Origin of the sequence: Methanorbis rubei (assembly GCF_032714495.1) — an archaeon.
Lineage (GTDB): Archaea > Halobacteriota > Methanomicrobia > Methanomicrobiales > Methanocorpusculaceae > Methanocorpusculum > Methanocorpusculum rubei.
The window spans coordinates 12,661-38,484 of the sequence record NZ_JAWDKB010000001.1 but is presented as its reverse complement, the minus strand read 5'-3'; the positions used below and the strand labels follow the sequence as shown (position 1 = coordinate 38,484).

The window sequence follows — 25,824 nt, the reverse complement described above, 5'->3', positions numbered from 1 at the left end:
ATATTTCTAAAAATTACAAAAAAATATTTTTCAGCATTTCCCGCCGAACAGTTCCCATGACTTTTCCAGTGCATCAAGTGCCGGCAGTTTTTTGCCGGTCAGAAACTCGATGCATGCCCCTCCGCCGGTAGACAGATGCGAGTACTGCGGTTCAAGGCCGAGCTGCTCAATAACCGCCGCCGTATGGCCGCCGCCGCAGACCGAGAAGTCTGACTGTGCCGCTGCGTGGAGAAGCTCATACGTACCGGTAGCAAAATCCCGCTCCTCAAACATTCCCGCAGGACCATTAAACACAATCGTTCCTGAGTTGCGGAGAAGCTCGGAAAAAATACCGATAGACTCACTGCCCATATCAAGAATCGGGCAGTCAGCCGGAGTTGCCGCAACCGGATACTCACGGCGTCCGCCGTTTTCTTTCACCGCAACAAACTCAGGCAGAACTATCTTGTCGCTATACGTGTCAAGAATCTTTTTTGCCTTCGCGACCTCATCCTCATATCCGAGAATCTTGATCAGATTAGCTGACGGCACACCGATATCGATACCCTTTGCAAGATAAAACACATTCGCGACAACCCCGATAATTGCAACCTTGTCGGCAGTACCGTTTGCAAGCACGTAACCTGCAACAGCAATCGAGTCATCCACTTTTGTTCCGCCGAGAACAAATGTTACCGGTTTCGGAGCCGAGGTAAAAACGCGGGACAGATTTTTGACTTCCTTCTCCATCAGAAGACCTGCAACCGTCTTCATCGCAAACGGCAGGCCGGTAATCGTAGGCTGCGAGCGATGTGCAGTACCGAACGCATCGTTCACAAAAATATCCGCCATCGAAGAAAGTTTTCTGACGATGTGCGTGTACCGCGAGTCCTCAGGCTTCATCGTCAGATTTTCCTCTGCGCTGAATCTCACATTCTCCAGAAGAATCACATCGCCAGGATGTGATTTGCGGACCGTCTCCTTCGCGCATCTGCCGAAAATATCATCAACATATGTCACAGGCATGTCGAGAAGTCGCTCAAGCCGCTCGGCATGTGCTTCAAGCGTCGTGAAGTCCTTCTTGCCGGGTCTGCTCTGATGCGCAAGCACCACAACTTTGGACTCTTCCAGAGCCTGAATGGTTGGGACATGCTCACGGAACCGTTTGTCATCAAGAATCGTATTCGATGAAGGATCGATCGGCGAGTTCAGATCCACGCGAACCATAACGGTTTTTCCGCGGGTTTCCACATCAGCAAGCGTACCAAATTTCATGAAAAAATCACTCCTCCCTCTCCTGAGATAATCATAGAACCGTAATCACTCGTAGTTACAACGTTTCGCTATGAGCGTATTAAATCCATCGAAGACTCTCTCATAGATTTATTTACCGTACAGTAGTTTGGAGAAAATACTGAAGAGGTAAAAATTATGGGTGGGAAATATGTTTTACGGGATGTATCATTCAGCCCGTTTCAGCAGGATAACCCATTCTGATGATAATAGTAACGCTATCTATTTGACCGGTATTCTTGTTTTTCCCACTAATCGTCATATAACACCAATCACCTGGCATAACGCCCGCGGGAATTGACATAACTTGAGTTTTTCGTGCATTTCCAAATGAATAATTATTGCCTCCCCCTATCTGTTCACCGGTTTGATTGAAAAATGCCACGTGTATATTTCTATCACCATCATAGTTCGCACCATACGAATTTGTCTCGAGATTTATAGTGAATGAACCCCCAGATATCGATCCGGTATATTGATAGTAGTCAGGATACTGTTTGAACATATCATTCTTACCATCAATTATATTCGTATTTCCAATCGTGAGGAGGAGAAGCATTTCATTCAGCGCAGTTAGACCTTTGGGATCCTCCGGTTTCTCTGGTGGTTCGACCGGCACGATTATTTCTATCCACTCGTCCGGCACCATATCCCCGATCGGCAGCACCGCCGCGTTCACTCCCATGTACAATAATGCCGGATGGTTTCTGCTGTCAGGCCCCACAATCGACAAGACATCCAGCTTTCCACCTATGATCCGGATTTTATCTCCTGTTTCCCACACATTCAGCTCAAATTGATTGTCAGGTACTGCACTATCGCTCCCGCTTTTTATCAGCTGGACAACCATACTCTGTCTTGCCGATGTATCATAAAATATCAGATTCTTCAGAGGCAGCGAATCCCCTCCCGCATGGTACAGGCTCACTCCGTCTGCGGATACCTGAAACCGCACGTCCGGCAGTGTTCCCGACGCATTCTCCATCGACGCAAACATTGTCAGGCCAATAATCGCTCCAGCTATTATTACAAGACCAATCAAAACTACGATCGCAATAACCGGAGAAATACCCTCGTCAGTTTTCATAAAGAACTCTCATCCCTGAATCAGAAGAGAAGCAAAACAAAAATCATCACATCCCTCTGTATGAGGATATATCAATCAGTACTATTAATACATTCCCCATAGTATTTTCCAAAGATTCTAATAAAGGGGGGTCAAGTCCTTGCCAACGATTTCACTTATCAGCGTGAATTGAAGAGATAATGTTATTTTATTGAGAACTTTTTTCGGTAGAAAAAAATGATTTATTTTTTCTTATAGTAAAATCTGCGCGGTGTGAATCTGTGAAGTGACAGATATTCTATCAAGAATAATTTTTCAACTGGGCGTTAGATTACGAGTTTTTTTTGAAAAAAAAGACACAATAAAAAGTTATCTCACAACATGGGCACCCATCCGCCATGAACTATATAGAGGCGATTTCTACGAAATGTCTGCCGAAATTTGGGGAAGGAATCCTCTGAGGGCAATGTTGTTTATGTAAATGATATGAGGCTTTACTATAGATGAATGATGCCATGTGCTGGAATGGGTAAGAGATTTCGTCGTTGAAAAAATAGTGAGAGATTAACATTATATCTGCCAACCATTTTCGGCAATTATTAATGATTTTTGTGATACCAACGATGAAAGAGATTGAATATTCGTCAGATAAATGTAATTACCACTGTCTGACGCGCGACAAGATTCTCCATATTCTTGTCTTTCCAAATTTCAATAGTAATATGACAAACATATCCTGTTTTCAGGATATCATGAGGAATACGAATCGTCGTCATCACATCATTTTTCTCTACTAATTGATATGTTGTTGGATATACTACAGCCCCTGTTTCGTTGTTGTACACTGTCACAGTAACCTTAGTCCATTCATATTTTGACCATTGCGGCTTTAATTCTACAGGAGTATTATCGCCTGGCAAGGGATAGGTAATATTTAATTCCTGTAGTCTAATTTTCTCTTGTAAATTTACCTTAGGGTTACTGCCAAAGTCGAAGTAAGAGTTTTGGCTTGGTTGAAAGATATCATCTATGAGGTTTTTGTCGCCGAAATTCGGCGGTGTTGGTGGTATTACCGGCGGTGTTGGTGGTGTTGGCGGCGTCTCTATCCACTCATCCGGCACCATATCCCCGATCGGCAACACTGCCGCGTTCGCCCCCATGTACAGCAGTGCCGGATGATTTCTGCTGTCAGGCCCCACAATCGACAAAGCGACCAGATTTCCACCAATGATCCGGATTTTATCTCCTGTTTCCCAGACACTCAACTCAAATAGATCGTGATCGCGAACGCTATCTATTTCGCTATTAGCCCCGCCCTTTATCAACTGGACAGTCATATTCTGTTTTGACAAAGTATCGTAAAACACCAGATTTCTCAGAGGCAGCGAATCCCCTCCCGCATGGTACAGGCTCACCCCGTCTGCGGATACCTGAAACCGCACGTCCGGCAGCGTTCCCGACATATCCTCCATCGTCCCAAACATTGTCAGACTAATAATCGCTCCGGCTATTATTACAAAACCAATCAAAACTACGATCGCAATAACCGGAGAAATACCCTCATCAGTTTTCATAAAAAACTCTCAATCCTGAATCAGAAGAGAGGCAAAACAAAAATCATCACATTCTTCTACATAAGTATATATCAATCGCAACTATTAATATATTTCCCATCATTTTTTCCAAAAATTAAAACATCGGAAAATAAATTTCCCGCCAACATCCTCACTTGTTAAAGTGTATTGAAAGGAGGATGTAATTTTTTTGAAAACATTTTTCGGAAGAAAATTATTTTTTTTGTTTATAGGAGTTATGCGGCGTGATTTTTTGAAACACGAAATAGATATCTCACAAAATAAAAACTTCGACGCAAGCGTGCTGCACCAAATACGTGCTGCAAATCATTAAGATATCTCGATGTAAATGAAAATCATCTGAGTAAAAATGAACTGCAAATCCATAACAATCATAAATGTCCTGATACTTCTCCTGATACTCACCGCAGGATGTATCACCGTTCCGTCTCAGGCCACCCCAGTAGAGAATGAAACATCAGAGTTCTCGAACTTGTTCACCCCTGGTATCTACGACAAGGGCTCGTACCGTACGCCTCCGGGAGTTGAGGGTCAGATTATTTTTCCGGTGGAATGGAGATTTGATCTTGAGAACAGTACAGGATTTGCCAAAGTAGAGCGGCGAAATGCAACAGAGAGCCGAGTCCCTGTATTCGTAGCAAACCTGAGCGAGACCGGCCTCATCTCGCTGAAAATTACAGCGCCGGCAGGGAAGGACATCCAGGTTCATCTTGATCCTGACACTGATGTCCCAAACGGAATGTCAGTTCAACTCCAGCAGGATACCGTGAACGTATCCGCGGGAGACACAGTGTTTGTGTATCTTGAGATGAACGTGGATGCCAATGCAACCAACACTGACGCGGTGTCTCTTATCCTGCTCTCAACTGAAGACGGATGGAAACTGGGGAGCTGGTGTCAGATGCTCACGAGTACTGATTCCCATATCCCTCAGCTGTAACTCTGGGGAAGGACATCACAAATCAATCGCTCAATTCATCTCTGATCAAAACACGTAACCAAAAATATTTTCAAAAAAATTTTTCAAAAAGAAAATCGAAAAAATAAAAATTATTTTTCCGACTTGCTCTTGACTCTCTTCATACGGAACAGCTCTTCGCGTTCCATCTCATCGAGACGCATCTTGATAAAGTTCCGTGCCTCGATCAGCTCTGGAATCACCTTGAACTCCAGTGCATTCACACGGCGTTTCGTACCCTCAATCTCATCAAGAAGACGCTTCATCGTCGTCTCAAGTTCTGCGGAGAGAATAATCGTCTCCACTAAATCCTCGAATGCTTCAGCCGCCTCATCGATCGCGGACGAAGTTCCCAGAACTCCGTACCCGCGCTCGGTCAGCGTCTTCTTCACACTCCTTGACTCGATCTTCGGCACAACAACACCCATGATGTTCTTGCTCTTGAGATCAATCTGCGGGCTCTCGGATGCCGAGAATGCCGCAGCCGTCACTCCAATACTTCCCTCCACAGTCTCTGCAATTGCAATCATTTCCTGTGCACGGGCGTACTTCACAGCAAGATCATTGCGGAGATCCTTTGCCTCCGCAAGCACCTTGAAGAACTCAAGGATAAGTCCATCGCGCTTCATCTTCAGAAGCTTATATCCGCGTTCCGATAACTTGATCCGTCTTTTCAGATTGATCAGTTCGGACCTGGTCGGCTTCACATTCAGCGCCATGGCAAATCACTTCCGGTAATTCGGGTGGTAGGTCTTAATCAGATCACGGTCGATACGCTTCTCAAGCTCGCTCTCCGGCAGCTGAACAAACATGTTCCAGCCGACATCAAGCGTCTGAGCAATCGTACGGTCCTCATCGGAACCCTGACGGACGAACTTGTTCTCGAATGCATCAGCAAACTCAAGGAACTTCTGGTCACGCTCGGAAAGTGCATCCTTACCAACGATGGCCACAAGGCCGCGGAGGTCGACGCCTTCTGCGTAACCCGAGTACATCATATCAGAGACCTTCTTGTGATCGTCACGGGTAAGACCCTTGCCGATACCAAGGTTCATCAGACGGGACAGGGACGGCAGCACGTTGATTGGCGGGTAGATACCCTTACGGTGCAGCTCCGGAGAGATAACGATCTGACCTTCCGTAATGTATCCGGTAAGATCCGGAATCGGGTGGGTAATATCGTCACCAGGCATCGTCAGAATCGGAATCTGCGTAACAGATCCTTTCAGACCCTTAATGATACCTGCACGCTCGTAGATGGATGCCAGGTCCGTGTACATGTAACCCGGATAGCCGCGACGGCCCGGTACTTCTTCACGGGCAGCACCGATCTGACGGAGTGCCTCACAGTAGTTGGTCATATCGGTCAGGATAACCAGCACATGGTATCCAAGCTCGTATGCCAGATACTCTGCAGTGGTCAGTGCAAGACGCGGGGTAACCGTACGTTCGACTGCCGGATCATCAGCAAGGTTCAGGAACACGACTGCACGTTCAAGTGCACCGGTTCTCTCGAAGTCTGCCATGAAGTAGTTTGCCTCTTCACGGGTGATACCCATTGCAGCAAACACGACTGCGAACTCTTCGGTTGATCCCGGAACTTTTGCCTGACGGGCGATCTGCAGTGCAATCTCGTTGTGCGGGAGACCAGCAGAAGAGAAGATCGGAAGCTTCTGACCACGGACGAGAGTGTTGGTTCCGTCAATGGTAGAGATACCGGTCTGGATGAAATCTCTGGGTGAACCGCGTGCATACGGGTTGATTGCAGCACCGTTGATGTCAAGGCGCTTGTCGGGGACGATGTCAGGTCCGCCGTCGATTGGTTTTCCTCCGCCGGAGAGAATACGTCCGAGCATGGTCTTGGAGACCGGCATCTTGAACGTCTCACCGAGGAAGCGAACGCCGGTGTCGCGGCCGAGACCGGTAGTGGTCTCGAAACACTGGACAACAACGAGATCTTCGGAGGTGTCAAGAACCTGTCCGCGCTTCATTGTTCCATCGGGCAGAACAAGACTGACCTGCTCTTCATAACTTACCGGCTCGGTCTTCTGAACGAAGAGCAGAGGTCCGGCAACTTTGGAGACTGTCTTATATTCCTTCATTTTATGCCCTCAGTACTTTGAATTCAGCGTCCATCTCAGAGTAGATCTTCGCAAGAATTGGCTTGTAGTCCTTGGCGAACTTGATCTGCGGCATCTCGTTCTTTGCTTTGATGGTAAGGATCTGGCTCGGCGGAACTCCTGCTGCCTGTGCGGCATAGGCAAGGTCTGCGAAACCTTTGATCATCTTGAACATGTCAAGCTGTTTCTCGAGACTGCAGTAGGTGTCGACCGGGTCGAAACCGTTCTGCTGCAGGAACAGTTCACGGATCATACGTGCAACTTCGATCGTGATCTGCTCGGCTTCCGGCAGTGCGTCAGAACCGACCAGCTGAACGATCTCCTGAAGTTCAGCTTCCTTCTGCAGGACTTCCATGAACCAGCTGCGAAGCTTGTTCCACTCTGGCGAGACCTTCTCGTCATAGTAATCATTCAGCTGAGCCATGTAGAGTGAGTAGGACTGCAGCCAGTTGATTGCCGGGAAGTGGCGTCTGCGGGAAAGGTTTGCATCCAGTGCCCAGAAGACTTTCACGATACGGAGCGTGTTCTGCGTAACCGGTTCGGAGAAGTCACCACCGGCAGGGGAAACTGCACCGATAACGGAGACAGAGCCGCTGCCGCCTGCGAGAGGCTGGACAAGTCCTGCACGCTCGTAGAACTCAGAGAGTCTGGAGGACAGGTATGCGGGATAACCTTCTTCACCGGGCATCTCTTCAAGACGGGAACAGATTTCACGCATTGCTTCTGCCCACCGGGAGGTGGAGTCTGCCATGAGTGCAACGTCGTAGCCCATGTCACGGAAGTACTCTGCAAGAGTAATACCGGTGTACACAGATGCTTCACGGGCAGCGACCGGCATGTTGGAAGTGTTTGCGATGAGAATTGTTCTCTCCATCAGAGAGTTTCCGGTCTTCGGGTCAGTAAGTTCCGGGAACTCGGTAAGAACTTCAGTCATTTCATTGCCGCGTTCTCCGCAGCCGATGTAGACCACGATCTCTGCATCAGACCACTTTGCCAGCTGCTGCTGGGTAACGGTCTTTCCGGATCCGAAGGGACCTGGAATTGCTGCAGTTCCGCCTTTTGCGATCGGGAAGAGACCATCAAGGATTCTCTGACCGGTCAGCAGTGGAATGTTCGGGGTGTGCTTCTCCACGTACGGACGCGGAAGCCGAACCGGCCAGCGCTGCATCATAGGGAATGCTTCGCCTGAGTCAAGTTCGATGATGATGTCGTCAACCGTGAAGTGACCTGACTTGATGGTCTTGACAACGCCGCCTTTTGCATTCGGCGGGATCATGACCTTGTGTAAGATACTGCGGGTTTCCTGCACTTCACCGATAACCTGTCCGGGTTTTACGGTTGCGCCTGCACTTACGACCGGCTTGAAATCCCACTTTTTCTCGTGGTCAAGTCCTGGTGCGGTAACTCCGCGTGCAATGAAGTTGCCCATCTTTTCGATGAGGACTTCAAGCGGACGCTGGATACCATCGTAAATACTGGTAAGCAGTCCCGGACCCAGCTCGACTGCGAGCGAAAGTCCGGTGTTTATGACGGGTTCTCCCGGGCGGATGCCCGTGGTGGATTCATAGACCTGGATGACGATGTCATCGCCATCGATCTTAATGACCTCACCCATCAGCTCCTCTTTGCCGACTTTGACCACATCGTACATGTGGGCGTCAAGGTCGACTGCAGTGACCACAGGTCCTGCAATGCGTTTGAGTATACCTGGCTTATTATTTACTTCCACAAATCAACACCCACCGAACGCTTAATACGCTCTCTCAGGGAGAGACCTGCCTCCTGCCCGCCAATGGTTACAATGGTGGGTTTGACGGAGTTTTCAATGACTACCTGCAGACGACGCGGGATCTGCTCAAGGTCTGCGCTCTGAAGAACGAGAATGCCAACTTCGGGATCGTTCAAGACACGGGTGATGGTCTCGGTCAGTTTGTCCGGAGTTTCTGCAGAGTAGGTTTTACGTACTCCTGCAAGTTGGAATCCGATAACGAACTCCTTGTTTCCAATAACTGCGATATCCATTACATCACCAGATACTTTTCCAGAACCTCGGATGCTAAGCCTGCTTCTTTGCCGCGGGCGAGTGCACGGAGGTTGGCAACTTCATACTTCTTTCGTTCAAGGTACACGAGAAGCGGAGAGATCGAGAACGGGTTGCGCTTTGAGACATTGTCCATCTGATTCAGCTGGGCTGTGATCAGCATGCCTTCAATTGCATAGATCGGTTTCTTTTCTCTCAGTGATTCGAGTGCCTCGATGAGAACGGGCGACTTGACTTTCTTTTTGAGTGTGTCGACAACTTCGTCCAGACCGGCAACCGAGCAGAGACGCTCAAGTTCGTCGGCATTGTACGATCCTCCCTCAACCCAGATATCCGAGGTACTTACATCAGGTTTACCCTGAGCCCGGATACGGAAGAGATTGGTGATGTTTTTGATGTCGATCTCAAACACGACGTACTTGAAGAACGGTAATCCGCCTTTCATGCCGCCGCGTGCTGCTTTGATCAGCGTCGCATAGTAGTACTTGTAGAGTTCGTTCTCGAGTTTTCCAAACGAATGGGTCTCGAGTGCATCGGAAAGTCCTGCGGAAAGAATTGCTGCCATCTGCTTCTGCGGCAGAGTTTCAATAATTCTCTCAACTGACGATTCCGTAAGCAGGCGATCGAGCACGGTAGCGTCAAGCTCGCCGGCCGGTACAAGTACTGCCCGGATCTTTCCTTCGGAAAGACCCTGGACTTTTCCACGAAGGATAGTCAAAATGTTTTGAATATCCCATTTGTGCAGGTAATCACGGGTAAATCCTTTCATCTCGCCCGGAGCAAGAGCGATGATACGCTGATACTCTTTTGCGAGGTTCCAGGACAGGGCGTTTTCAATGAGATCCACACCACCAAATGATGCGGAAAGTTCATCGACTTCGCGTTTGTACTCCATCTCCTCGATTGTTCTGGTGAACTCGGGGAGGCCCATGTTCAACATGCGGAGATACTCTTCTCGCTGGATGAGCTTCGCTTTGCGCACCCGCATACGGGTTGAAACATAGATATATGGAGCCGGACCGCTCATTACCTCAGTCATTATTTACCTCATCCAAACAAGATCTCCGATGCGTCCTTGAGACTTGACTCCCATACCTCGCCCATAAAGGTCTGATACGAGAGGTCAAGCGTTAACTGGCCATCGGCACTCTGTACTACGACACCGCCGTCGATGTCGGTGATTCCTCCAAACGTAAATCCGGAAAGGGTTTTCAGTTCTGACAGGGCTGCTTTTACTGCAGCTTCGTCACGCTCGTTTGCGAGTACGACACCTTCTTTGATCTGCTTTACAGCATCTTTGAGAAGGGAGCGTACGGCTTTTGCGTGAACATCTGCCGGAAGGTTTGCGATTTCGCCGGATGCTTCACTGTAGACTTTGTCGAGCAGCTCCTTTTGTGCATTCAGCTGGTCGCGTTTTACGACCAGATTTGCCGCAGCGACCTCACGGATCATAATGCGGTCAGATTGAAGGACAGCGTCTGCTTCTGCAGCGAGACGGATTTCCTCTGCACGTTTGGTTGCGTCTGCAACAATAGTCTTTGCTTCAGCTTCAGCTTCGGATTTAATCCGGGCTGCCTCGCGGGTACCCTTTGCCTTGATTTCGTCAACTACAACCTCAAGTCCCATGATTTGCAAGTCTCCGCTTAGAAGAGCAGTAACAGTGCAATCACAAGGCCGAAGATGACGATGGTTTCCGGAAGCACAGTGAAGAGAAGTGCGAGACCGAACATGTCGCGGTCTTCTGCGGTTGCTCCGACTGCTGCTGCTCCGATACCCATTTCACCCATACCGGTTCCGACGCCGGCGAGACCTACTGCGAGACCTGCACCGATTGCTTTGTATCCGACTGCCATTGCCTGTGCTGCTTCAACTGTCATAGTTTCAATTGCCATAGTTTTTACTCCTCTGAGAATTTGCGTTTAAGTCCAAACGGATTGTACTTGATACCTCCACCAACATAGAATTTGGTGAAGAATTCAACGTAGTGAAGACGAATCGAGTGGAGACCTCCACCAAGGAGACCGAGACCTACGTTGAGGGCGTGACCGCATATGAATATGAGGACACCAACAATTATCATTATTACACCGACTGCATCGAGGTTTGCAAGAGCCGGGTCAATGAACATACCAAAGGAAAGGTAGTTGACGACCATTGCGATTGCAACCGACGACAGACCGACTGCGGCGATACGGCAGAAGGAAAGTACGTGCGAGATGATTGTCGGGATTTCCATTAAGTCGAGCACATTTTCCTGTGCAAGGAAGATGCATCCGAGTACAAGCAGGATAAGTCCAGCAAGAGCGCTGACGGAAAGACCGGGTGCGATCAGTGGGGAGTTCGTAAGGTCAGGCATCATGCCCGAGATTCCAAACATCTGTTCGACCGAAAAGAACGACCAAACGAGAATTAAAAGACCCCAGAGGATGGCGATCCATCCGAACTGTCCGATGATTGCTTTTGTTCTGTGCTTGCCTGCGTGGTCCATTCTATAGTGGTTAATCATTCCGAAGATACGGCCGACGGTAATGTAGATGATACCAAACCATACGGACATAATCAGCAGAGGGATTGCGTCAGGGCCTGTTGCGTGTGCGGCGTCAGCTCCGATTGCCAAGTGGCGCTGGAACATGACGGCATGCCACGGAAGGGCATATCCTAAGCATTCACTATAAAGTATTCCGAAGAATATTGTTGAGATACTTGCTCCGACGAGAATTTTGACAAGGTTTTTACCGCCTTCTCCTCTGAACATTGCCATCTTTCGGACAAACAGTGCAAGGATTAAGAAGATAATACCGTATCCTACGTCACCAACGATGAGACCGAAGAAGATCGGGAACATGATGGCGAGAATTAAGGTCGGGTCAATTTCATTGTATCTCGGACGTGCATAGACGTCCATGAAAAGTTCAGATGGCTTTGCGAACGATGGGTTGTTATACTCCACCGGTATTGCGGTTGCATCGACGTCGCCGTCGTCAACCGTTACGTATACGCTGCCGCCGGTTGCCTGGCTTAAGCCTGCAGTGATCGGTTCGATGTGATCAGCGGGGACCCATCCGTCGATGACGAATGCTTCCTCGGTGGTTGCAAACCGTAACGGGGCTTCAGCGCGTTCCACATCGCCGGACAGTACTTCGTCGCATGCGGCGAGTAAGTCGGCGTACTTTGCTTTGAGCTCGGATATTTTTGCGTTTGCTTCAGCGAACGCGGCCTTTGCCTGTGTCTGGTCGGCAGTGTACTTGTCGACTGCGGCCTGAACACTTCCGGTTTCGTTCGGTATGGTAACCGACTGGAAATCGGCATCGGAAAGTGTGCGTTCTACCTCTGTTGCATGCTGCTTTTCGACGAAGACAACGATGAAGTTTCCATCTTTGCGTGCCGCATAATATTTTTCATGCGGGACCGCGATGGTAACATCACTTCCGATGTAGCCGGCAATTGCAGTGATGCTGTCGTAGCCGCGGTAGAGATCCATCTCAAGCGGTACGAGTGCAAAAGGTCTGAGTTCAGCGATGTGCTGTTCGCTGTCCCGGATACGTGACTCTGCGTTCGATCGTTTTACCGTGAGATCGTTTACTTCTGCTTCAATTGCAGGAAGTTCACGCTCAATTGCTTGTCGGATCGACTCTACAGGACGTTTGGGGACGTCGAAAAGCGTTTCAGGGCTTGTCTGAAATACGTTCTCAAGAGAACGGATCTTCAGCAGATTGGTGGAAAGGTCGCCGGCACCCTCAAGAGGGGTGCCTATGCGTACGCCTTCGTAACCTTCCTTTCCCTGATCTACAAAATCGGTTATGTGGAAGACTCGGTGACGGTATAGTTCAGTCACAACTGACGTCATCTGCTCTTTTGACGCTGCAATGAGCAGATGCGTCATCGGTTTAGGCTGAAACATGCAGTTTCTCCTTAAACCGTTCTACAAACAACGAGGATGCCTGCGGGAGCTTTTTGCTTCCGGTTGCAATCGTGGCGTCGGCGTCTGCTTTGCCCTGTTTCACGATTGCGGCATGCTTTGCTGCTGCAACATTTCGTGCATCTGAAAGACGCTGCTTTTTGTAATCCTCGGCAACATTGGTTGCCTTGGCAATCAGGTTGTCAGCTTCAAGTCGTGCGTTTGCAAGAATTTGCTCACGTTCGGCCTGGGCTGCAGTGATCATGGATTTACATTGGGCTTCGGTTTCTTTGATGCTTTTTAAAACCTCAGTTTTCATCCAACCCTCCTCTCACGGCAACATAATATTAGGTGAGTATTAGTGTTTATACTTACGTTCTTTGGTTCCGGCAACATGGGGGAGAGGATATGAAGGAAGGGGTTCTCTGTCTCATGAAGGGAGTTCGAAGGGAAGGAGCGCAACCGGTTTTACTAGGACATCCCATCAGAGAAAAAAAAGTATTAGTATTTTGCCAGAGAAATTTACCACTCATAATACCTGTCATCGCAAACCTATATGTTTTCAAAAACAGGTACTACTATGGTAGTATGATCCGACCAGTGTCAGATGAGGGAGTTACAGAGATCATCGGGTTCGTGTTAATTATGGGACTCGTGGTCATGGCTCTGTTTATTATGGCTCTCATTGTTCCGCCGATGAATGGAGCGGAGCTGGAGAATGAACTGGCACTTGGCGCGGTTCAGGATGTTTCGAATCTGAAGTATGATATGGACATTTTGTGGGAGGAGAAGAATCTGACGAATGTGACACGGAGTGCTTTGATCCAACTTTCGACACCAAAACAGGGAATGATTTCGATGCTTCCGGCGTTTAAACCGACGCTTGGGTCGGCAACGCTGACTGCGGGGCTGTCGGATCTGAGAATAACGGTTGGTGGGGAAACATACGATAACCTTCTGCGGCTGACGTATTCGACGGCAAATCATTATACTGAAAATTCTGTGGTGATGTATGATGCGGGCGCGGTATTTGCGGGAACACGGGAGTATCAGTCGATGCTGCTTGTGCCGAGTGTGGGAAAGGGAGGTGACGGTACGCTGTTTATTGTTCTGCCGAGGCAGAGTTCGGGTACGACGAGTGTGACGGGAAACAGTTTTGGTGTGGTGAACTATACGGCGAATGTTCAGGGTGCAAAAGAGTACTCGGGAGATCAGGGAAGTCCGGTGACGATAGAGATCTCTTCGCCGAATGAACAGGTGAAGAGAGTCTGGGAGAATCTACTGAAAGCTTCCGGTGTTGTTGAACAAAACGGAAATCTGCAGTACTATGGAAAAGTCAAGGTTCTGTCAGTGAATTATGCAATGAAGGTTCAGGGGGCAGTGCCATGGCAGTAAGAAAGTACGATGAGGGAGTGTCGGAGGTGATCAGTTTTGTGATGATTCTGGTGATGCTGATTTTAGCGTTCACTATCTGGACACTGTATGCGGTACCGGCAGGAGGAGAGCGGATGGAGGAGATTCATACGGCAAATATCCAGATGGAGTTTTCGGAGTTTAAGTCGGGTGTGGAAAATGTGTGGATTGCAAACTCGACTGGTGTTGTGCGGGAGAGTGTGTTCATGCTTGGACCGGATGTGTCGGAGAGCGGGCTTGAGATTTTGTCGTTTCCTTTGACAAGGGCGTCGGGGAAGCTGAGCATTACGGCGAATATGAGTGCGGATTCAAAAGTTATAGCAGAGGTTGTCTGTCGACCGGTCTTGGTGCGTTACTCCGGAGTCAATGCATACACAAGTGATCTGACGCTGGTATATTCGGGGTCTGATAATTCAGTACGGGCATACGGACCTTCGGGAAATCTTTTGTATGTTCTTCCTGGATCGGATCAGTACAAGGTTTTTGTGTCTGAGGGTACGAAGTCTGAGAATTCCGGCAACGTCCGCGCGGTGATTGAGTATCGGCTGATTGATAGTAAGGATTCTAACTATTTGTTCCATATGGGGGTGCGGTAATGCGACAGAGTTCTGACTCCGGGTCGTCGGTAGTGATCGGGTTTGTGATTCTCTTGATGGTGATTGCTCTTGGAATCGGCATTTGGGCACTAATCAGTCTTCCTGCTGAGATGAAGGAGGCTGAGAGTACGCATACGATTGGATTGTCAAACGCATTTCTGGATCTGAAGTTATCGGCGGATAAGGTGCGGGTGAATAATTTTGAGGGGGCACGATTTTCGATGCTGATGCCGGGGAGTTCAGGGATGAGCGGGACGACGATACAATTCACGGAGGATACCGGAGGAGAGTTGTTTCTCTATAGGGAAGAGGCTCCAACCGTGAATCTGATTCCGTCTACGATGAATGCAGAGGTTGGAAGACTTTCGGCACAGATTGGAGGGACGAGAGGGACGACGGTTATCGGTTATGAGGGGGGAGGAGTGTTCAGGAGCGACAGTGGAAATGCGGTGTGGTTAACGCCCGGGTTGCTTCAGATATACCCTGATGCAACGCAAAGCAATGCGACGATCAGAATTGATCTGGTTCTGATCAATATGTCAGGAAGTACTGAGACAAGCAGTAACTGGGGGGTCCCGATAGATTGTGTATATCTGGGAAGTACGTATGATATTACTCAGTCAATGAATGATACGACACTGACTCTTTCATTCCAGTCATCTGACCCCAAGCAGCAGAATCTGTGGAGTGAGATGTTTGCTGAGGCGGTAGCCCGTTATCCTGCTGAGGTTGCTGCATTCGAAATGGCGAATCCGGGAAAGGCTGTCCCTGAGGTAACGTTGACGAGTGAGGAAGCAAAACTGAAAATTTCCGTCGGGGGTAACAACTGGGTAAAGGTCTATATGCGCGATGCAGCATATGATGTGTCATTAGTGAACCGTTATGGGGGCTGATAATGGTGTTTCTTTGGTTGATGTAATTGGTCTTGTGATGCCGCGGTGAGAGAGAGGGGGCCTTATGTTTCGTGAATCATATTGGAGAAAAGTAGTGCTGAACACGGGATCAGTAACGGAGCAGGGTAGAAAATCTGCACACAAACACAAATGATTCTTCCAAGATATCAGCATAATGCCGTATTAACATAAATATCGAAGTCCCCCATATAACACCCTCTTTTCCAGACGATGAATCATCCTACCTCCACCCCTGCAGACCCTCAGTTGCCCATGATTAGGACGGGTAAAATTGAATGTATCTCGTAACCTCCCGGAATAGACAATCAGTCAGAATCGAAGAGAACTCCTGTCAGATGGAGTTAGTAAGGCAGTGACGTGATGTGCACAAGAGGGATCTATTCTTTTCAGGGCGGAAATCCTGCATTTCGAAAAGGGCTGTTTTGGAAAAATACGTCGAAAAATAGGAGGGGGGAGTCATCACGGTAGCGGAGCGAAGGAAGGATCAGTCGATGAGTTCATATTCACGTGAATCATAGCGGATTTTTTTCGCGAGTGTCAACATCAGCGAGCATACCAAATATCATGACAAAATCACTCACCCTATCTGAGATAATCATAGAACCGCAATCAATCATAGTTACGACGTTTCACTATAAGCGGATTAAATTCATCAAGGACTGTCTCATACATTCATTTGCAGTACAGCAACTAAAAAAAAATATGGAAGACACAAAAATAACGAGGGTGGAAATTTGTTTTACAGGCTGTATCATTCAGCCTGTTTAAGCAGAAGAGCTCATTCTGATAATTGCAGTAACGCTATCCGTTTGCTTGGTATTTGTGTTATACCCACTAATCGTTATATAACACCAGTCTCCAGAGTTAAAGCCTTCGGGAATTTTTATATCATTGGACAGAAGACTATTCGGAGAGCCAAGTTTAAGGTTTCGGTATCCATCACCTATTGTACCACCTGTTTGATGACTGACAAATATCACAGATACATATCTATCCCCCCCATATGGTTGCCCGTTGTTCGAATTTGTATAGATATTTATGTGAGAACCTTCAGTAATTGATCCCACGTAATCAAAGTATTCTGGATATAATTTGTTCAATTTGGAGTTCTCAATCATTATCAGTTCATTAACACCTTTTTCGAGGCTGAGACCTATAATTAATCCATTCTCCAGACCATTTGGTTTACCCAGATTCCACGGAGGTACTACCCCACTTCCCCGCACTGTCACCATCCTCTGATAGAGCATCTGCACTGTCCCGTCCTCGAACGTCCCGACCAGCGTAAACAAAGCACCGCCATCCGCACTGGATTTGAAAACCTTCAACAAATACGGGATGCCCACCTTCGGATTGCCGATGAATCCGTTATTATCAAACATGACACCGTTGATGTATCCGTTCAGAGATACCAGTGTATCCGCATCATACCCGCCCATCACAGTGACGAGAAACGCATTCTCTCCTGACGGCACCATATAGATCTCTACAAACTTTGTGTCCTCTTGTTCGCCGCTGTCCATCACAACCGCGCCTGCAATCAGAACGAGCACTATTGTGATGACAACCAACAAAATTGCTGCAATAGTCGGAGAAACCGCATCCTCACCCTGAGTTACCGATCTCATGATCATCTATCTATACGTACTTGATACCTCATAAAGGGTATTGTCATGGTAGTGCTTGGGGAATACAATTTGCGATGGAGAGAAAAACATTTGTTGGAATTTTTTTCAGAATAAGGCTTATGCGGTGGTGGGTTCCATTGTTTGAGATTATTCTGTTCTTGGTATTGTTTGAGGTAATGACAGAACGCATGTCTTCGGTCTGCTTACCGACCCACACGCCATTCCATCGTGTTCAATGCTCCGCTGCGCCAGCGGAAAAACAGTGAAAACACAGAGTTTCATCGAAAAAACACGAAACAAAAAATCTCGACCAAACCAAAATACAGTTTTCATTTGGTCGATAGAGGAAAAAATTCATATCCAGATCACCGAACTACACCCGTCCGAAAAAAGTTGGTGATGACAAAAACAAAAATGGGACGGACAGTCATCGTGTGCCCGAAGGTTTTGCCGGACCGATGACGAGGTAAATGGAATTGACGCTGCCCGTGTTGTTGGTCAGATAAGAGAAGTTTTTTTGAAAGTGTGTCGGTGATGAAATTTTGAGAGAGTTGAGTACTCAGTGATGGAGAACATGTCATCAGAGTATTTCATTCAGAATTGCGTTGAGAAGATGCTGATAATTACAGTGTTGGAAGATGCCTGTGATGAAGAAAAGAATGTAAACAGTTTGCCTAAAAAAGAAAAAAATCTGTGGAAGGATTGTTAATCCTTATGTCGTCGTCGTCGCCGGAATGGAAAACTGGTTCTGATAGATTACGTACTTAGAGCCATCATTGAAGGTTCCGGTGAGCGTAAGAGTACCGCTCTTGGGTGCCCCAGCAGTAGCTTGTACAAACGTAGGTACACCAACACTCATGTTTTTAACAACCCCACTCTCAGCAAAAGTTACGCCTTCCATATAAGCAGTGACGTTGGACAGAGAACCTGCATCTGGACCGCCTGTAACGGTTAAGATGAAACCGGTATGACTGGTGTTTACAGATGATGGCGTAACAGTGACACCAACAGTCTTGGACTGACCGACGCCGCCGACCATACCCATTACGACAGCGGCAACGATTGCGACAAGGACAACCGTGATTGCCACCAGCAGAATCGTACCGATAACCGGCGAAACTGCATCATTCTTCTTAGCTACAGATTTCATAATAAATAATAATATGACGTAATCAGGATATAAGGATATGGAATAGTAAATCATAGTGAAAAAACCAGGTAAACTCACTATAACAATCCAATTTTGAAAAAGCACGACAATAATGAATATTTGCCCGAAATCAGACATTCATGATGCCTTCGGAGATTACTCTTGAAATACCCATAGCGCGCAAACATCTCACATCTGATGATCGAAAAACCAGTGATCAGGCAACCAGAACTCATCCACCGCAACATTTTATCCCTTTCCTTCTCCAATCATATAGCAAGCATGATAGAAACTATACTGATGATCATTGTCGCCATTGCAATCGCGGCAATCCTCTTCTTCTTCCTCAGAAACGGACTGAAGCTCCTCATCAACGCAGTCTGCGGAGTCGTCATCCTCTTCATCGTCTCGTACTTCAACCTCGCACCAATCGGCGATCTCTCCGTAGCACAGGTGATTGTCTGTGCTGTTGGAGGAATTCTTGGAGCCGCACTCCTTATCATCCTCTCATTCTTCGGAATCGTTATCTAAAATTCTTTTTTTTTCTTGTTGGATGTGCGTGGAGTAAACACGAATCGTATGCCCTCAACCCCGCGCTTCGTCTCATCGCGTCGTCTCATCGTGTTCATTGCTTCGTAACTTCACAGAAATGCACGGATAACAAAAAATCATCATTGGCAATTTCTCTTCACGCCGTTCACGGTTCAAATCCTCATCCAACCCGTCAACCTCTCAACAGTCCACATTTTTTTGGAAAAAAATGTGATGAAGTACTTTCCAACATCACAAAGTACATCCACAAGAAAAAAATAAAAAAAATTACGACATGAAGAAAAATTTCAGCGCAACAAACACAATCATCGCAATAGCCATCATAATGCATGAATGCTTCACACCCGCAAGTGCTGAGCCCTCACCCATCATACCAGCCACGAGTCCTGAACAGAAGCCGTGAATTACCACCGAGTGATAGATCAGACGATCATACACATCAAGCGAAATACCGCCGCTACCTCCTCCGGTCATACCGCCGATCATTGACATCCCGTCTCCACCCTGCATCATCATCGGCAGAAACATCACCACAAGAATACCCTGCACGAACACGAACACAAAGAATGCCAGATACACCACCATCACATACAGCAGCATATCACCGCGGCGCTCATTCTTCATAGTCACCATATTCTTCGCATCCTCGGCAATGATCTGCAGAACCTCAGACAAACGGTTCGTAAAGTGCTCTGCCTGAGAAATCAGAATAGTCATTCGATCAATCGAACCCAGACGCACCGTATCACTGAACCTCTGGATAGCATCCGTAATCAGAGCACCCCAGTACACATCCCGGCGAATCAGATTGATCTCAGCCAAAATATTACTCTTACCTTCTGTCGCGATCAGCCCGACAGCCTGTCCTAGCGTCATATTGTGCCGCACTGCAGAAGCCATCTGATCTGCAAAGTCAGGAATAGACTCCTCAACCCGTCTGGCATTTCGTGACTTCACTGCATAAAACATCGCAAACGGAATCAGCACAACCAGAGCACCAGCCATCACAATATCCTCGGTCGCCGTAACCCATTCAATAAATGTCCAGGGTGTCAGAGGAACAGACACAAACAAAGAGTACAAAATTCCAATTACCAACAACGCACACGGAACACTGAACAGCAGTACCATCTCAGGATGGAGCTTCATATGAGCTACAGGAGAACTCGTAAACGAACGATATTTTTCCTTCTTATCATTCTTCGCAAGCTGTGCAAATGCCAGCGACTCGGATTCAGTTGGCATCACCACAGAAACCGAAGGAAAATGCTCAGGTTCCTGGATCGAAGCCATCGCATGAAGTTTCTCAGACTTATCCTCATGAATTTCTGAAATAATATCCAGCATCAGCAGAAAAATTGCGGTTCCAAACGGCAGCATCACGTAAATGATCACAGCGAGGATCAAAGGATTCGCACTTGAGATCATGCCCATCACCATCACCACGATGATAATAAACAGAGGACCCGCAACGAAGATTGTAATATACATCTCCGCAATAATTCCGAGCGTATTCAGATACACCTTCTGGGAAATACGCTGTTCATTGCGAAGTTCCTCGACCTTCATCCGCAGATAGTCAGTCGCAGTTCCAATCGTCTTGTATGAAGAGGAGAGACCGGTCAAGAAAAACCGGAACTTATCCGATGGCGTCGTCTCCGAAAGTCTCAGAAGAGAAACATACAGATCAGACGAGGTCATTTCACAATCGAAAACAACCTGCCGAAGTTCATGTGCCGCCTCACCGTAATAATCCGCATACTTCGCAAGAGAATTAATAACTGCGTACAGATTCGGTTCACTGTGATGCAGTGCATACAAATACGTCGCCACATTGAAGAGCGACAGATCGATGCGCATTTTTCGGCTGTTGCACTCCACAACAGGAAGATATAAAATCGCGACATGGGCAGCATACATCGAAGCAACTGCGATCAACAGCCAGACGGAAACGATGATCGCACCATAGACAGGAAATACCGCGAAGAAAGAGAGCGGCACAACCAGCTGTGACAGATAAGCGAGCAGGATAAACGTCGCTATGCCTGCAAGAACTCCTGAGATGAGAGAGAGGAAAAACAGTCTCTCTGCTTTGATATGCATCCTGGCAGAAAAAAGTTGCCCCTCCAAAACGTCCAGACGCGCCTGGCGGTACCTCGCAAAAAAACCTTTGCCAATCTTTGGCAGCTCTTCAGAGGGGGAAATAGGATGCCGGGCGGCAGCGCCACTCCTTTCTGGAAGTGGTGCCTCACCCCCAAACCATGTTTCCCCGTCCGACATAGAGGGTAGAATATCTCCCAAAGATGGAACTTTCCAAGATTGGGTATCATCACTCTCTGAAGCATTCTTTCGTCTGAATATAGAAAGAAAAGACTGACTCTTTGATTGGGAAAATTCATCCTCCTCTGAAGACACTTTCTCAATAGCATCCGATACTTCACAGTTCTCAGACATAGACATACCTGCATCATCAGGTGAAACTGGCTTTGACGTGAAAAAACTGCGACGGGCGCTCATCGACTCAGATCATCCAAAGAGGCTTTCTTATTTCGGTAAAGTTTGGGTGAAGTGATACCGTCCGTGAGAAGCTCACTCAGATCATCAAGCGAACTGGCGACCAACTCGGGCATAGCGTCATACATCCAGAGAATCTCGGAGACATCGCGATAATCCCGAATTTTCTGTTCAACCATAGCACGAATAAACTGAGATCGTTTTCTCCGTTCCTGCATCAGCCAATTCTGGTCCCGACCTGCGACTTCCATAATGCGGGAATAAATCTGCGACTGGCTCGAGTACACCACATCATCATTAGCAGGATCGTACTTGAACACCGTATTGACCACTACATTTTTCGTCTCGGAAAGTCCTATAATCTCCACAATTTCATTACATCGACGAATCTGTTTTCCATCACGATAGAGACGTACCTGTGAGGACACAATGTTCAATGACTCAATAGTTGCCTTTGGTACATTCAGCGGTTCATTTTCCAGACGATGAATTGCCGAATCCACACTGCCCGCGTGCAGAGTGGAAAAAGTCGTGTGGCCGGTGTTCATTGCCTGGAACAGTGTCTGTGCCTCAACACCGCGAACCTCACCCACCAGGATGTATTCAGGCCGCTGACGCATAGCAGCCTTCAACAGATCAAACATCGTAATCTCAGCACGTTCTTCAGAAGCACTCGTGACATCAGGAACGACACTTGCAATCCAATTTTCATGACTCAGTGTAATTTCACGGGTATCTTCGATAGTAATAACTTTTGACAATCTGGGAATGAACTGGGCAACTGCATTGAGAGATGTGGTCTTTCCGGAAGCCGTCCCTCCGATAAAAAGAACAGACTGGTTGTACTCGACAGCCATCCAGAAGTAGACCATCTCATCAATCGTAAACGTCTTGTTGAGAATCAGATCGATTGGTGAGTACGGAACTTCATTGAATTTTCTGATTGTGAACGAAGAACCGTGAGCGCTGACGGTCGTACCATATGTCAGCTGAATACGCGAGCCGTCAGAAAGTGTGGTGTCCACAATCGGTGTTGCAAGCGAGATGTGTTTATCGGTTTTCTGGGCAAACAACACAACCATGGTATCAAGGTCTTTGGTATTTTTGAAAACAATGGTGGTGCGGATATTTCGGTACTTTCGGTGAAACAGAAAGACAGGTACATTAACTCCGTCGCAGGATATATCCTCAATCGCTGAGTCGTGCTGCAGAGGGTCCAAAATACCCCATCCAAGATAGTTCCTGCTCAGATAATAGCGGATTTTGTAGATGGAAACAAGTGGTAGTTCAATGTCAAAACGCTCCAGGTACTTATCCATTGCATCATACAAAGCACTGGCCTTCTCACTCTCATTATAAATATCCTCCAGAATCAGGATATTGCGAACGCCAGAGTAAAGTCTCTCAAGAACTTCCTTTTCAAACGGTGTTAGTGACGGCTCATAAAGAAGATAAAGATTTTCATTTTCAGGAGTATTGACAATCACCACAAGGGACAGACCGGGGACAGCCCAGTATGACTCAACCGGAGTATGGATTGTGTCCAAAACTGGAGAGACAAGGGGACCGTCCCGTTCAAAACAATAATCCGGAGTTGGCGATTTTTCCGTTTTTTTATCGAACAATATGCATCACATCCGTTTCTATCAGGAAATTTCTACGATTTTAACATACAGTTACCAATAAAAATTATATAAGTATTAGGAGAATTGAATTCGAATCTGTTTCAGAATCTCATCTTTACCGTCCGAAAATGTTCCCTTAACCATTACGAATCTGGTACCGGTAACACCATGGGCAATATTTTCGTACACAAGCGGCACACCTATCGAAGCTGTTTTTGTCCTCTCAGCATCCGAAAAGGAGTTCGAACCATCCACATAGATCGTAACAGATCGTAACAGAGCAGCATCGTCGCCGGGGAGTGCGGTTACAACAATGTCATCTCCGGAAAGTACGAGATTTATCTGAACATCACGGGTAGTCTGGACCTCAGTCATGATATTTTCCATCACAAAAAGACCAGAACCTACCAGTAATCCAATAACTACTATTACCAGTACAACCCCCATCGCCGGGGTGAACGAGGTATTTTTACTAGCCATGATATTCACTTGAGAAAATCCTAAAGGGCTTACAGAGTCCATCACTTTCCACACCTAGGGACCTCTGTAAGTAATATGAAACTACTCAGCTATAAAGTATGTTAGTCACAATTAATTATACTTGCTCTTTGCAGAGACAAAATATAAGATGATCAAAGGAAGAGGTATAAGTTAACTATGCCGGAAGTAAGCGAACAACGACGAATCCATCCTACAAATATTCCGACTCTGGACAAAGTTCTCGGAGGAGGAGTCCCTTCAGGCACGACGGTACTTGTCCTCTCAGAACCTGGAGCTGGCGGTACTGAGCTTCTGCAGACATCTGCGATGCAGTATTGTACCTCCCAGATTTACGGAGAAACGGCACCAAAAGGTACCTGGTATCCGTCAGAATATCACTACATGTCCCTCACAACAGGAAAAGACGAGTTCAAAAATAAAATCACTGAATTATTCAACGCGAATAAGTACCATATGTTCAATGAAATGATCGATAAAATTCATTATACTGATTTTGCGGATATTTATTTCAGCAGAACTCACGTACCCTACAACTGGTACGGATCCAAAGATCCTCTCAATGGAATGCTGGAGATGCCGGTATCAGATGATTTTGGCGGACTGACCGTTATCATGGACAAGATCACCCACCTGCCCGAGGAAAGCATTGTTATTATTGATTCTCTGACTGCACTGCTGCCGTACTGTACTAAAACACCCGATACGTGGCTTGAGTTGGTAACTTTTATGCGGGGACTGACACGCGCATCCGAGATGTGGAAGATCACCATTGTATTCCTGCTGACCGCCGGAGTGTTAAATAATGGGCAGGAAACTGAACTGATCGACACCTGTGACGGTGTGATTCACCTGTTCTGGCAGAAAAAAACTGAAACAAAACGTCAGCGGCAGATGTATCTCCAGAAATTTGACGGAGTGCTCCCCCTAATCGATCAACGTGACATGGTAATCTTCAACGTGAACGTAACCACAAAAACAGGTTTTGAGATCACAAACATGAGAACAGTGGCATAAATATGTTCATAGAACAGGTTGTGCAGGGAGACCGAAAACTCCCTACCGGACTTGCCGGGCTCGATGAAATGATAGACGGAGGTTATGTGGAAAATACCGTAACCGCACTAATTGGAGATAGTGGAACCGGTAGAACCACGATAGCTCTTCAGTTTCTCGCTGGCGGCATAAATGAAGGAGAAAATGTCCTCTTTATCAGCCTGACCCATGATGTCAACAGAATCAAGAAAAAATTGCTGAACATGTATCCTTTGATGGAGGATAAACTGGATAAACAAATCCATTTTTTGAAACTGGATCCAAAAAATTTTGACTCCCTATCCTATTATCTGGGGAATGGTCTACCAGAGCTTCTGAGAAATCTCAACATCTCGCGTCTGGTAATCGATCCGCTGACCATTTACGAAGAGTCGTTGCGTGTAAGCGGTAATGTTCCGATTATGTCCATCTACCATATCTACTGGACACTCAAATCCATTCCCTGCACCTCCTTCATTGTACTTTCTACAAGTTCGACGAAACCCTTACACAGCATGGGTGAATACTCGGAAAAGTTCGCCGACAATGTGATACTGCTCTTTCGAGAGTTCCCAAAGGACACCTATCTCAATCCGTACCAGAAAGTCCTATTAATTCTCAAAACTCGATACAGCAGGCATGAACGTGCGGGAAGAGTGCTGGAGTTCGATGATCGCGGAGTGGCGTACTTGGAAAAACCGAAGAATGTTTGATTGGAGCAGCATGCGAGGATACCAAAAATCCGCGCATACTCCAATAAAACATCGAATATTATTTATTACATAATGTATCCCAAACCACTCAATAAAATCTACTCTAAAGAAAATCTGGCACGATTACCTGCATTCTGGCAGAAATCAGACCCCTCTCAAAACGAGACCACTAAATACTTCCATACGCATGATTATATTTTTGAACGGAAAAATAGTAGTATATCTGAGAGTGGAGT

Annotated in this window: 24 protein-coding genes; 7 read left to right on the top strand and 17 right to left on the bottom strand. The window is 47.0% G+C overall.

What is annotated here, in order from left to right; translation table 11 throughout:
- Positions 1-30: 30 nt before the first annotated feature.
- From McpCs1_RS00190 to McpCs1_RS00180, 3 genes are all read right to left on the bottom strand, one after another.
- On the bottom strand, positions 31-1,254 hold the full coding sequence (locus tag McpCs1_RS00190) for a phosphoglycerate kinase (protein ID WP_338095250.1): 1,224 nt from the start codon (positions 1,252-1,254) through the stop codon (positions 31-33).
- Between the two features lie 190 nt (positions 1,255-1,444).
- Positions 1,445-2,359: a type IV pilin N-terminal domain-containing protein gene (locus McpCs1_RS00185; RefSeq protein WP_338095249.1), complete on the bottom strand. Its 915-nt coding sequence runs from the start codon at positions 2,357-2,359 to the stop codon at positions 1,445-1,447.
- A 623-nt stretch (positions 2,360-2,982) separates the two neighbouring features.
- Complete coding sequence (locus tag McpCs1_RS00180; protein WP_338095248.1) at positions 2,983-3,912, bottom strand: type IV pilin N-terminal domain-containing protein; 930 nt, start codon at positions 3,910-3,912, stop codon at positions 2,983-2,985.
- Positions 3,913-4,282: 370 nt separating this feature from the next.
- On the opposite strand from McpCs1_RS00180, the gene McpCs1_RS00175 reads away from it, so the two are divergent.
- Positions 4,283-4,873, top strand: coding sequence for a hypothetical protein (locus McpCs1_RS00175; protein ID WP_338095247.1), 591 nt, complete (start codon positions 4,283-4,285; stop codon positions 4,871-4,873).
- 110 nt (positions 4,874-4,983) lie between these two features.
- Here the strand turns inward: McpCs1_RS00175 and McpCs1_RS00170 are convergent, their stop codons facing one another.
- From McpCs1_RS00170 to McpCs1_RS00130, 9 genes are read right to left on the bottom strand one after another with little or no spacing between them, the layout of a single operon-like run.
- Positions 4,984-5,610: a V-type ATP synthase subunit D gene (locus tag McpCs1_RS00170; RefSeq protein WP_338095246.1), complete on the bottom strand. Its 627-nt coding sequence runs from the start codon at positions 5,608-5,610 to the stop codon at positions 4,984-4,986.
- A gap of 6 nt (positions 5,611-5,616) precedes the next feature.
- Positions 5,617-6,993 carry a V-type ATP synthase subunit B gene (locus McpCs1_RS00165; protein WP_338094889.1) on the bottom strand — a complete coding sequence of 459 codons (1,377 nt, stop codon included), beginning with the start codon at positions 6,991-6,993 and terminating at the stop codon, positions 5,617-5,619.
- A gap of 1 nt (position 6,994) precedes the next feature.
- Positions 6,995-8,740 carry a V-type ATP synthase subunit A gene (locus McpCs1_RS00160; RefSeq protein WP_338095245.1) on the bottom strand — a complete coding sequence of 582 codons (1,746 nt, stop codon included), beginning with the start codon at positions 8,738-8,740 and terminating at the stop codon, positions 6,995-6,997.
- The gene (locus tag McpCs1_RS00155) at positions 8,731-9,033 is read right to left on the bottom strand and encodes a V-type ATP synthase subunit F (RefSeq protein WP_338095244.1); all 303 of its coding nucleotides are present in this window, start codon (positions 9,031-9,033) and stop codon (positions 8,731-8,733) included. The genes McpCs1_RS00160 and McpCs1_RS00155 overlap by 10 nt, the downstream gene beginning before the upstream one ends.
- Positions 9,033-10,091 (bottom strand): V-type ATP synthase subunit C, encoded by a 1,059-nt coding sequence (locus McpCs1_RS00150; protein ID WP_338095243.1) that lies wholly within the window; start codon positions 10,089-10,091, stop codon positions 9,033-9,035. The genes McpCs1_RS00155 and McpCs1_RS00150 overlap by 1 nt, the downstream gene beginning before the upstream one ends.
- An 8-nt stretch (positions 10,092-10,099) precedes the next feature.
- Positions 10,100-10,678: a V-type ATP synthase subunit E family protein gene (locus McpCs1_RS00145; RefSeq protein WP_338095242.1), complete on the bottom strand. Its 579-nt coding sequence runs from the start codon at positions 10,676-10,678 to the stop codon at positions 10,100-10,102.
- A gap of 17 nt (positions 10,679-10,695) precedes the next feature.
- Positions 10,696-10,944, bottom strand: a complete 249-nt coding sequence (locus tag McpCs1_RS00140; RefSeq protein ID WP_338095241.1) for an ATPase — start codon at positions 10,942-10,944, stop codon at positions 10,696-10,698.
- Positions 10,945-10,949: 5 nt separating this feature from the next.
- On the bottom strand, positions 10,950-12,953 hold the full coding sequence (locus tag McpCs1_RS00135) for a V-type ATP synthase subunit I (protein ID WP_338095240.1): 2,004 nt from the start codon (positions 12,951-12,953) through the stop codon (positions 10,950-10,952).
- Positions 12,940-13,269: an ATPase gene (locus McpCs1_RS00130; protein WP_338095239.1), complete on the bottom strand. Its 330-nt coding sequence runs from the start codon at positions 13,267-13,269 to the stop codon at positions 12,940-12,942. The genes McpCs1_RS00135 and McpCs1_RS00130 overlap by 14 nt, the downstream gene beginning before the upstream one ends.
- A 269-nt stretch (positions 13,270-13,538) precedes the next feature.
- Between McpCs1_RS00130 and McpCs1_RS00125 the strand changes: the two genes are divergently transcribed.
- The 3 genes from McpCs1_RS00125 to McpCs1_RS00115 are packed head-to-tail and all read left to right on the top strand — an operon-like array spanning position 13,539 to position 15,852.
- Positions 13,539-14,345, top strand: a complete 807-nt coding sequence (locus tag McpCs1_RS00125; RefSeq protein WP_338095238.1) for a DUF7289 family protein — start codon at positions 13,539-13,541, stop codon at positions 14,343-14,345.
- Complete coding sequence (locus tag McpCs1_RS00120; RefSeq protein ID WP_338095237.1) at positions 14,336-14,959, top strand: hypothetical protein; 624 nt, start codon at positions 14,336-14,338, stop codon at positions 14,957-14,959. Before McpCs1_RS00125 ends, McpCs1_RS00120 begins: the two co-directional genes overlap by 10 nt.
- The gene (locus McpCs1_RS00115) at positions 14,959-15,852 is read left to right on the top strand and encodes a hypothetical protein (RefSeq protein ID WP_338095236.1); all 894 of its coding nucleotides are present in this window, start codon (positions 14,959-14,961) and stop codon (positions 15,850-15,852) included. The genes McpCs1_RS00120 and McpCs1_RS00115 overlap by 1 nt, the downstream gene beginning before the upstream one ends.
- A 785-nt stretch (positions 15,853-16,637) precedes the next feature.
- Here the strand turns inward: McpCs1_RS00115 and McpCs1_RS00110 are convergent.
- Positions 16,638-17,501 carry a hypothetical protein gene (locus McpCs1_RS00110; protein WP_338095235.1) on the bottom strand — a complete coding sequence of 288 codons (864 nt, stop codon included), beginning with the start codon at positions 17,499-17,501 and terminating at the stop codon, positions 16,638-16,640.
- A 712-nt stretch (positions 17,502-18,213) separates the two neighbouring features.
- Positions 18,214-18,651 carry a type IV pilin domain-containing protein gene (locus tag McpCs1_RS00105; protein ID WP_338095234.1) on the bottom strand — a complete coding sequence of 146 codons (438 nt, stop codon included), beginning with the start codon at positions 18,649-18,651 and terminating at the stop codon, positions 18,214-18,216.
- A 282-nt stretch (positions 18,652-18,933) separates the two neighbouring features.
- Here McpCs1_RS00105 and McpCs1_RS00100 point away from each other — a divergent pair, with 282 nt between their 5' ends.
- Entirely contained in the window at positions 18,934-19,182 is a 249-nt protein-coding gene (locus tag McpCs1_RS00100) for a pro-sigmaK processing inhibitor BofA family protein (protein ID WP_338094873.1), read from the top strand.
- Between the two features lie 288 nt (positions 19,183-19,470).
- Here the strand turns inward: McpCs1_RS00100 and McpCs1_RS00095 are convergent, their stop codons facing one another.
- The 3 genes from McpCs1_RS00095 to McpCs1_RS00085 form a co-directional block, all read right to left on the bottom strand.
- Positions 19,471-21,306 (bottom strand): type II secretion system F family protein, encoded by a 1,836-nt coding sequence (locus tag McpCs1_RS00095; RefSeq protein WP_338095233.1) that lies wholly within the window; start codon positions 21,304-21,306, stop codon positions 19,471-19,473.
- 410 nt (positions 21,307-21,716) lie between these two features.
- Positions 21,717-23,264 carry a type II/IV secretion system ATPase subunit gene (locus McpCs1_RS00090; RefSeq protein ID WP_338095232.1) on the bottom strand — a complete coding sequence of 516 codons (1,548 nt, stop codon included), beginning with the start codon at positions 23,262-23,264 and terminating at the stop codon, positions 21,717-21,719.
- 153 nt (positions 23,265-23,417) lie between these two features.
- Complete coding sequence (locus tag McpCs1_RS00085) at positions 23,418-23,822, bottom strand: hypothetical protein (protein WP_338095231.1); 405 nt, start codon at positions 23,820-23,822, stop codon at positions 23,418-23,420.
- Positions 23,823-23,999: 177 nt separating this feature from the next.
- Between McpCs1_RS00085 and McpCs1_RS00080 the strand changes: the two genes are divergently transcribed.
- Both McpCs1_RS00080 and McpCs1_RS00075 read left to right on the top strand, forming a co-directional pair.
- Complete coding sequence (locus tag McpCs1_RS00080) at positions 24,000-24,857, top strand: RAD55 family ATPase (RefSeq protein WP_338095230.1); 858 nt, start codon at positions 24,000-24,002, stop codon at positions 24,855-24,857.
- Positions 24,858-24,859: 2 nt separating this feature from the next.
- Positions 24,860-25,588: an ATPase domain-containing protein gene (locus tag McpCs1_RS00075; RefSeq protein WP_338095229.1), complete on the top strand. Its 729-nt coding sequence runs from the start codon at positions 24,860-24,862 to the stop codon at positions 25,586-25,588.
- Positions 25,589-25,824: the final 236 nt, after the last annotated feature.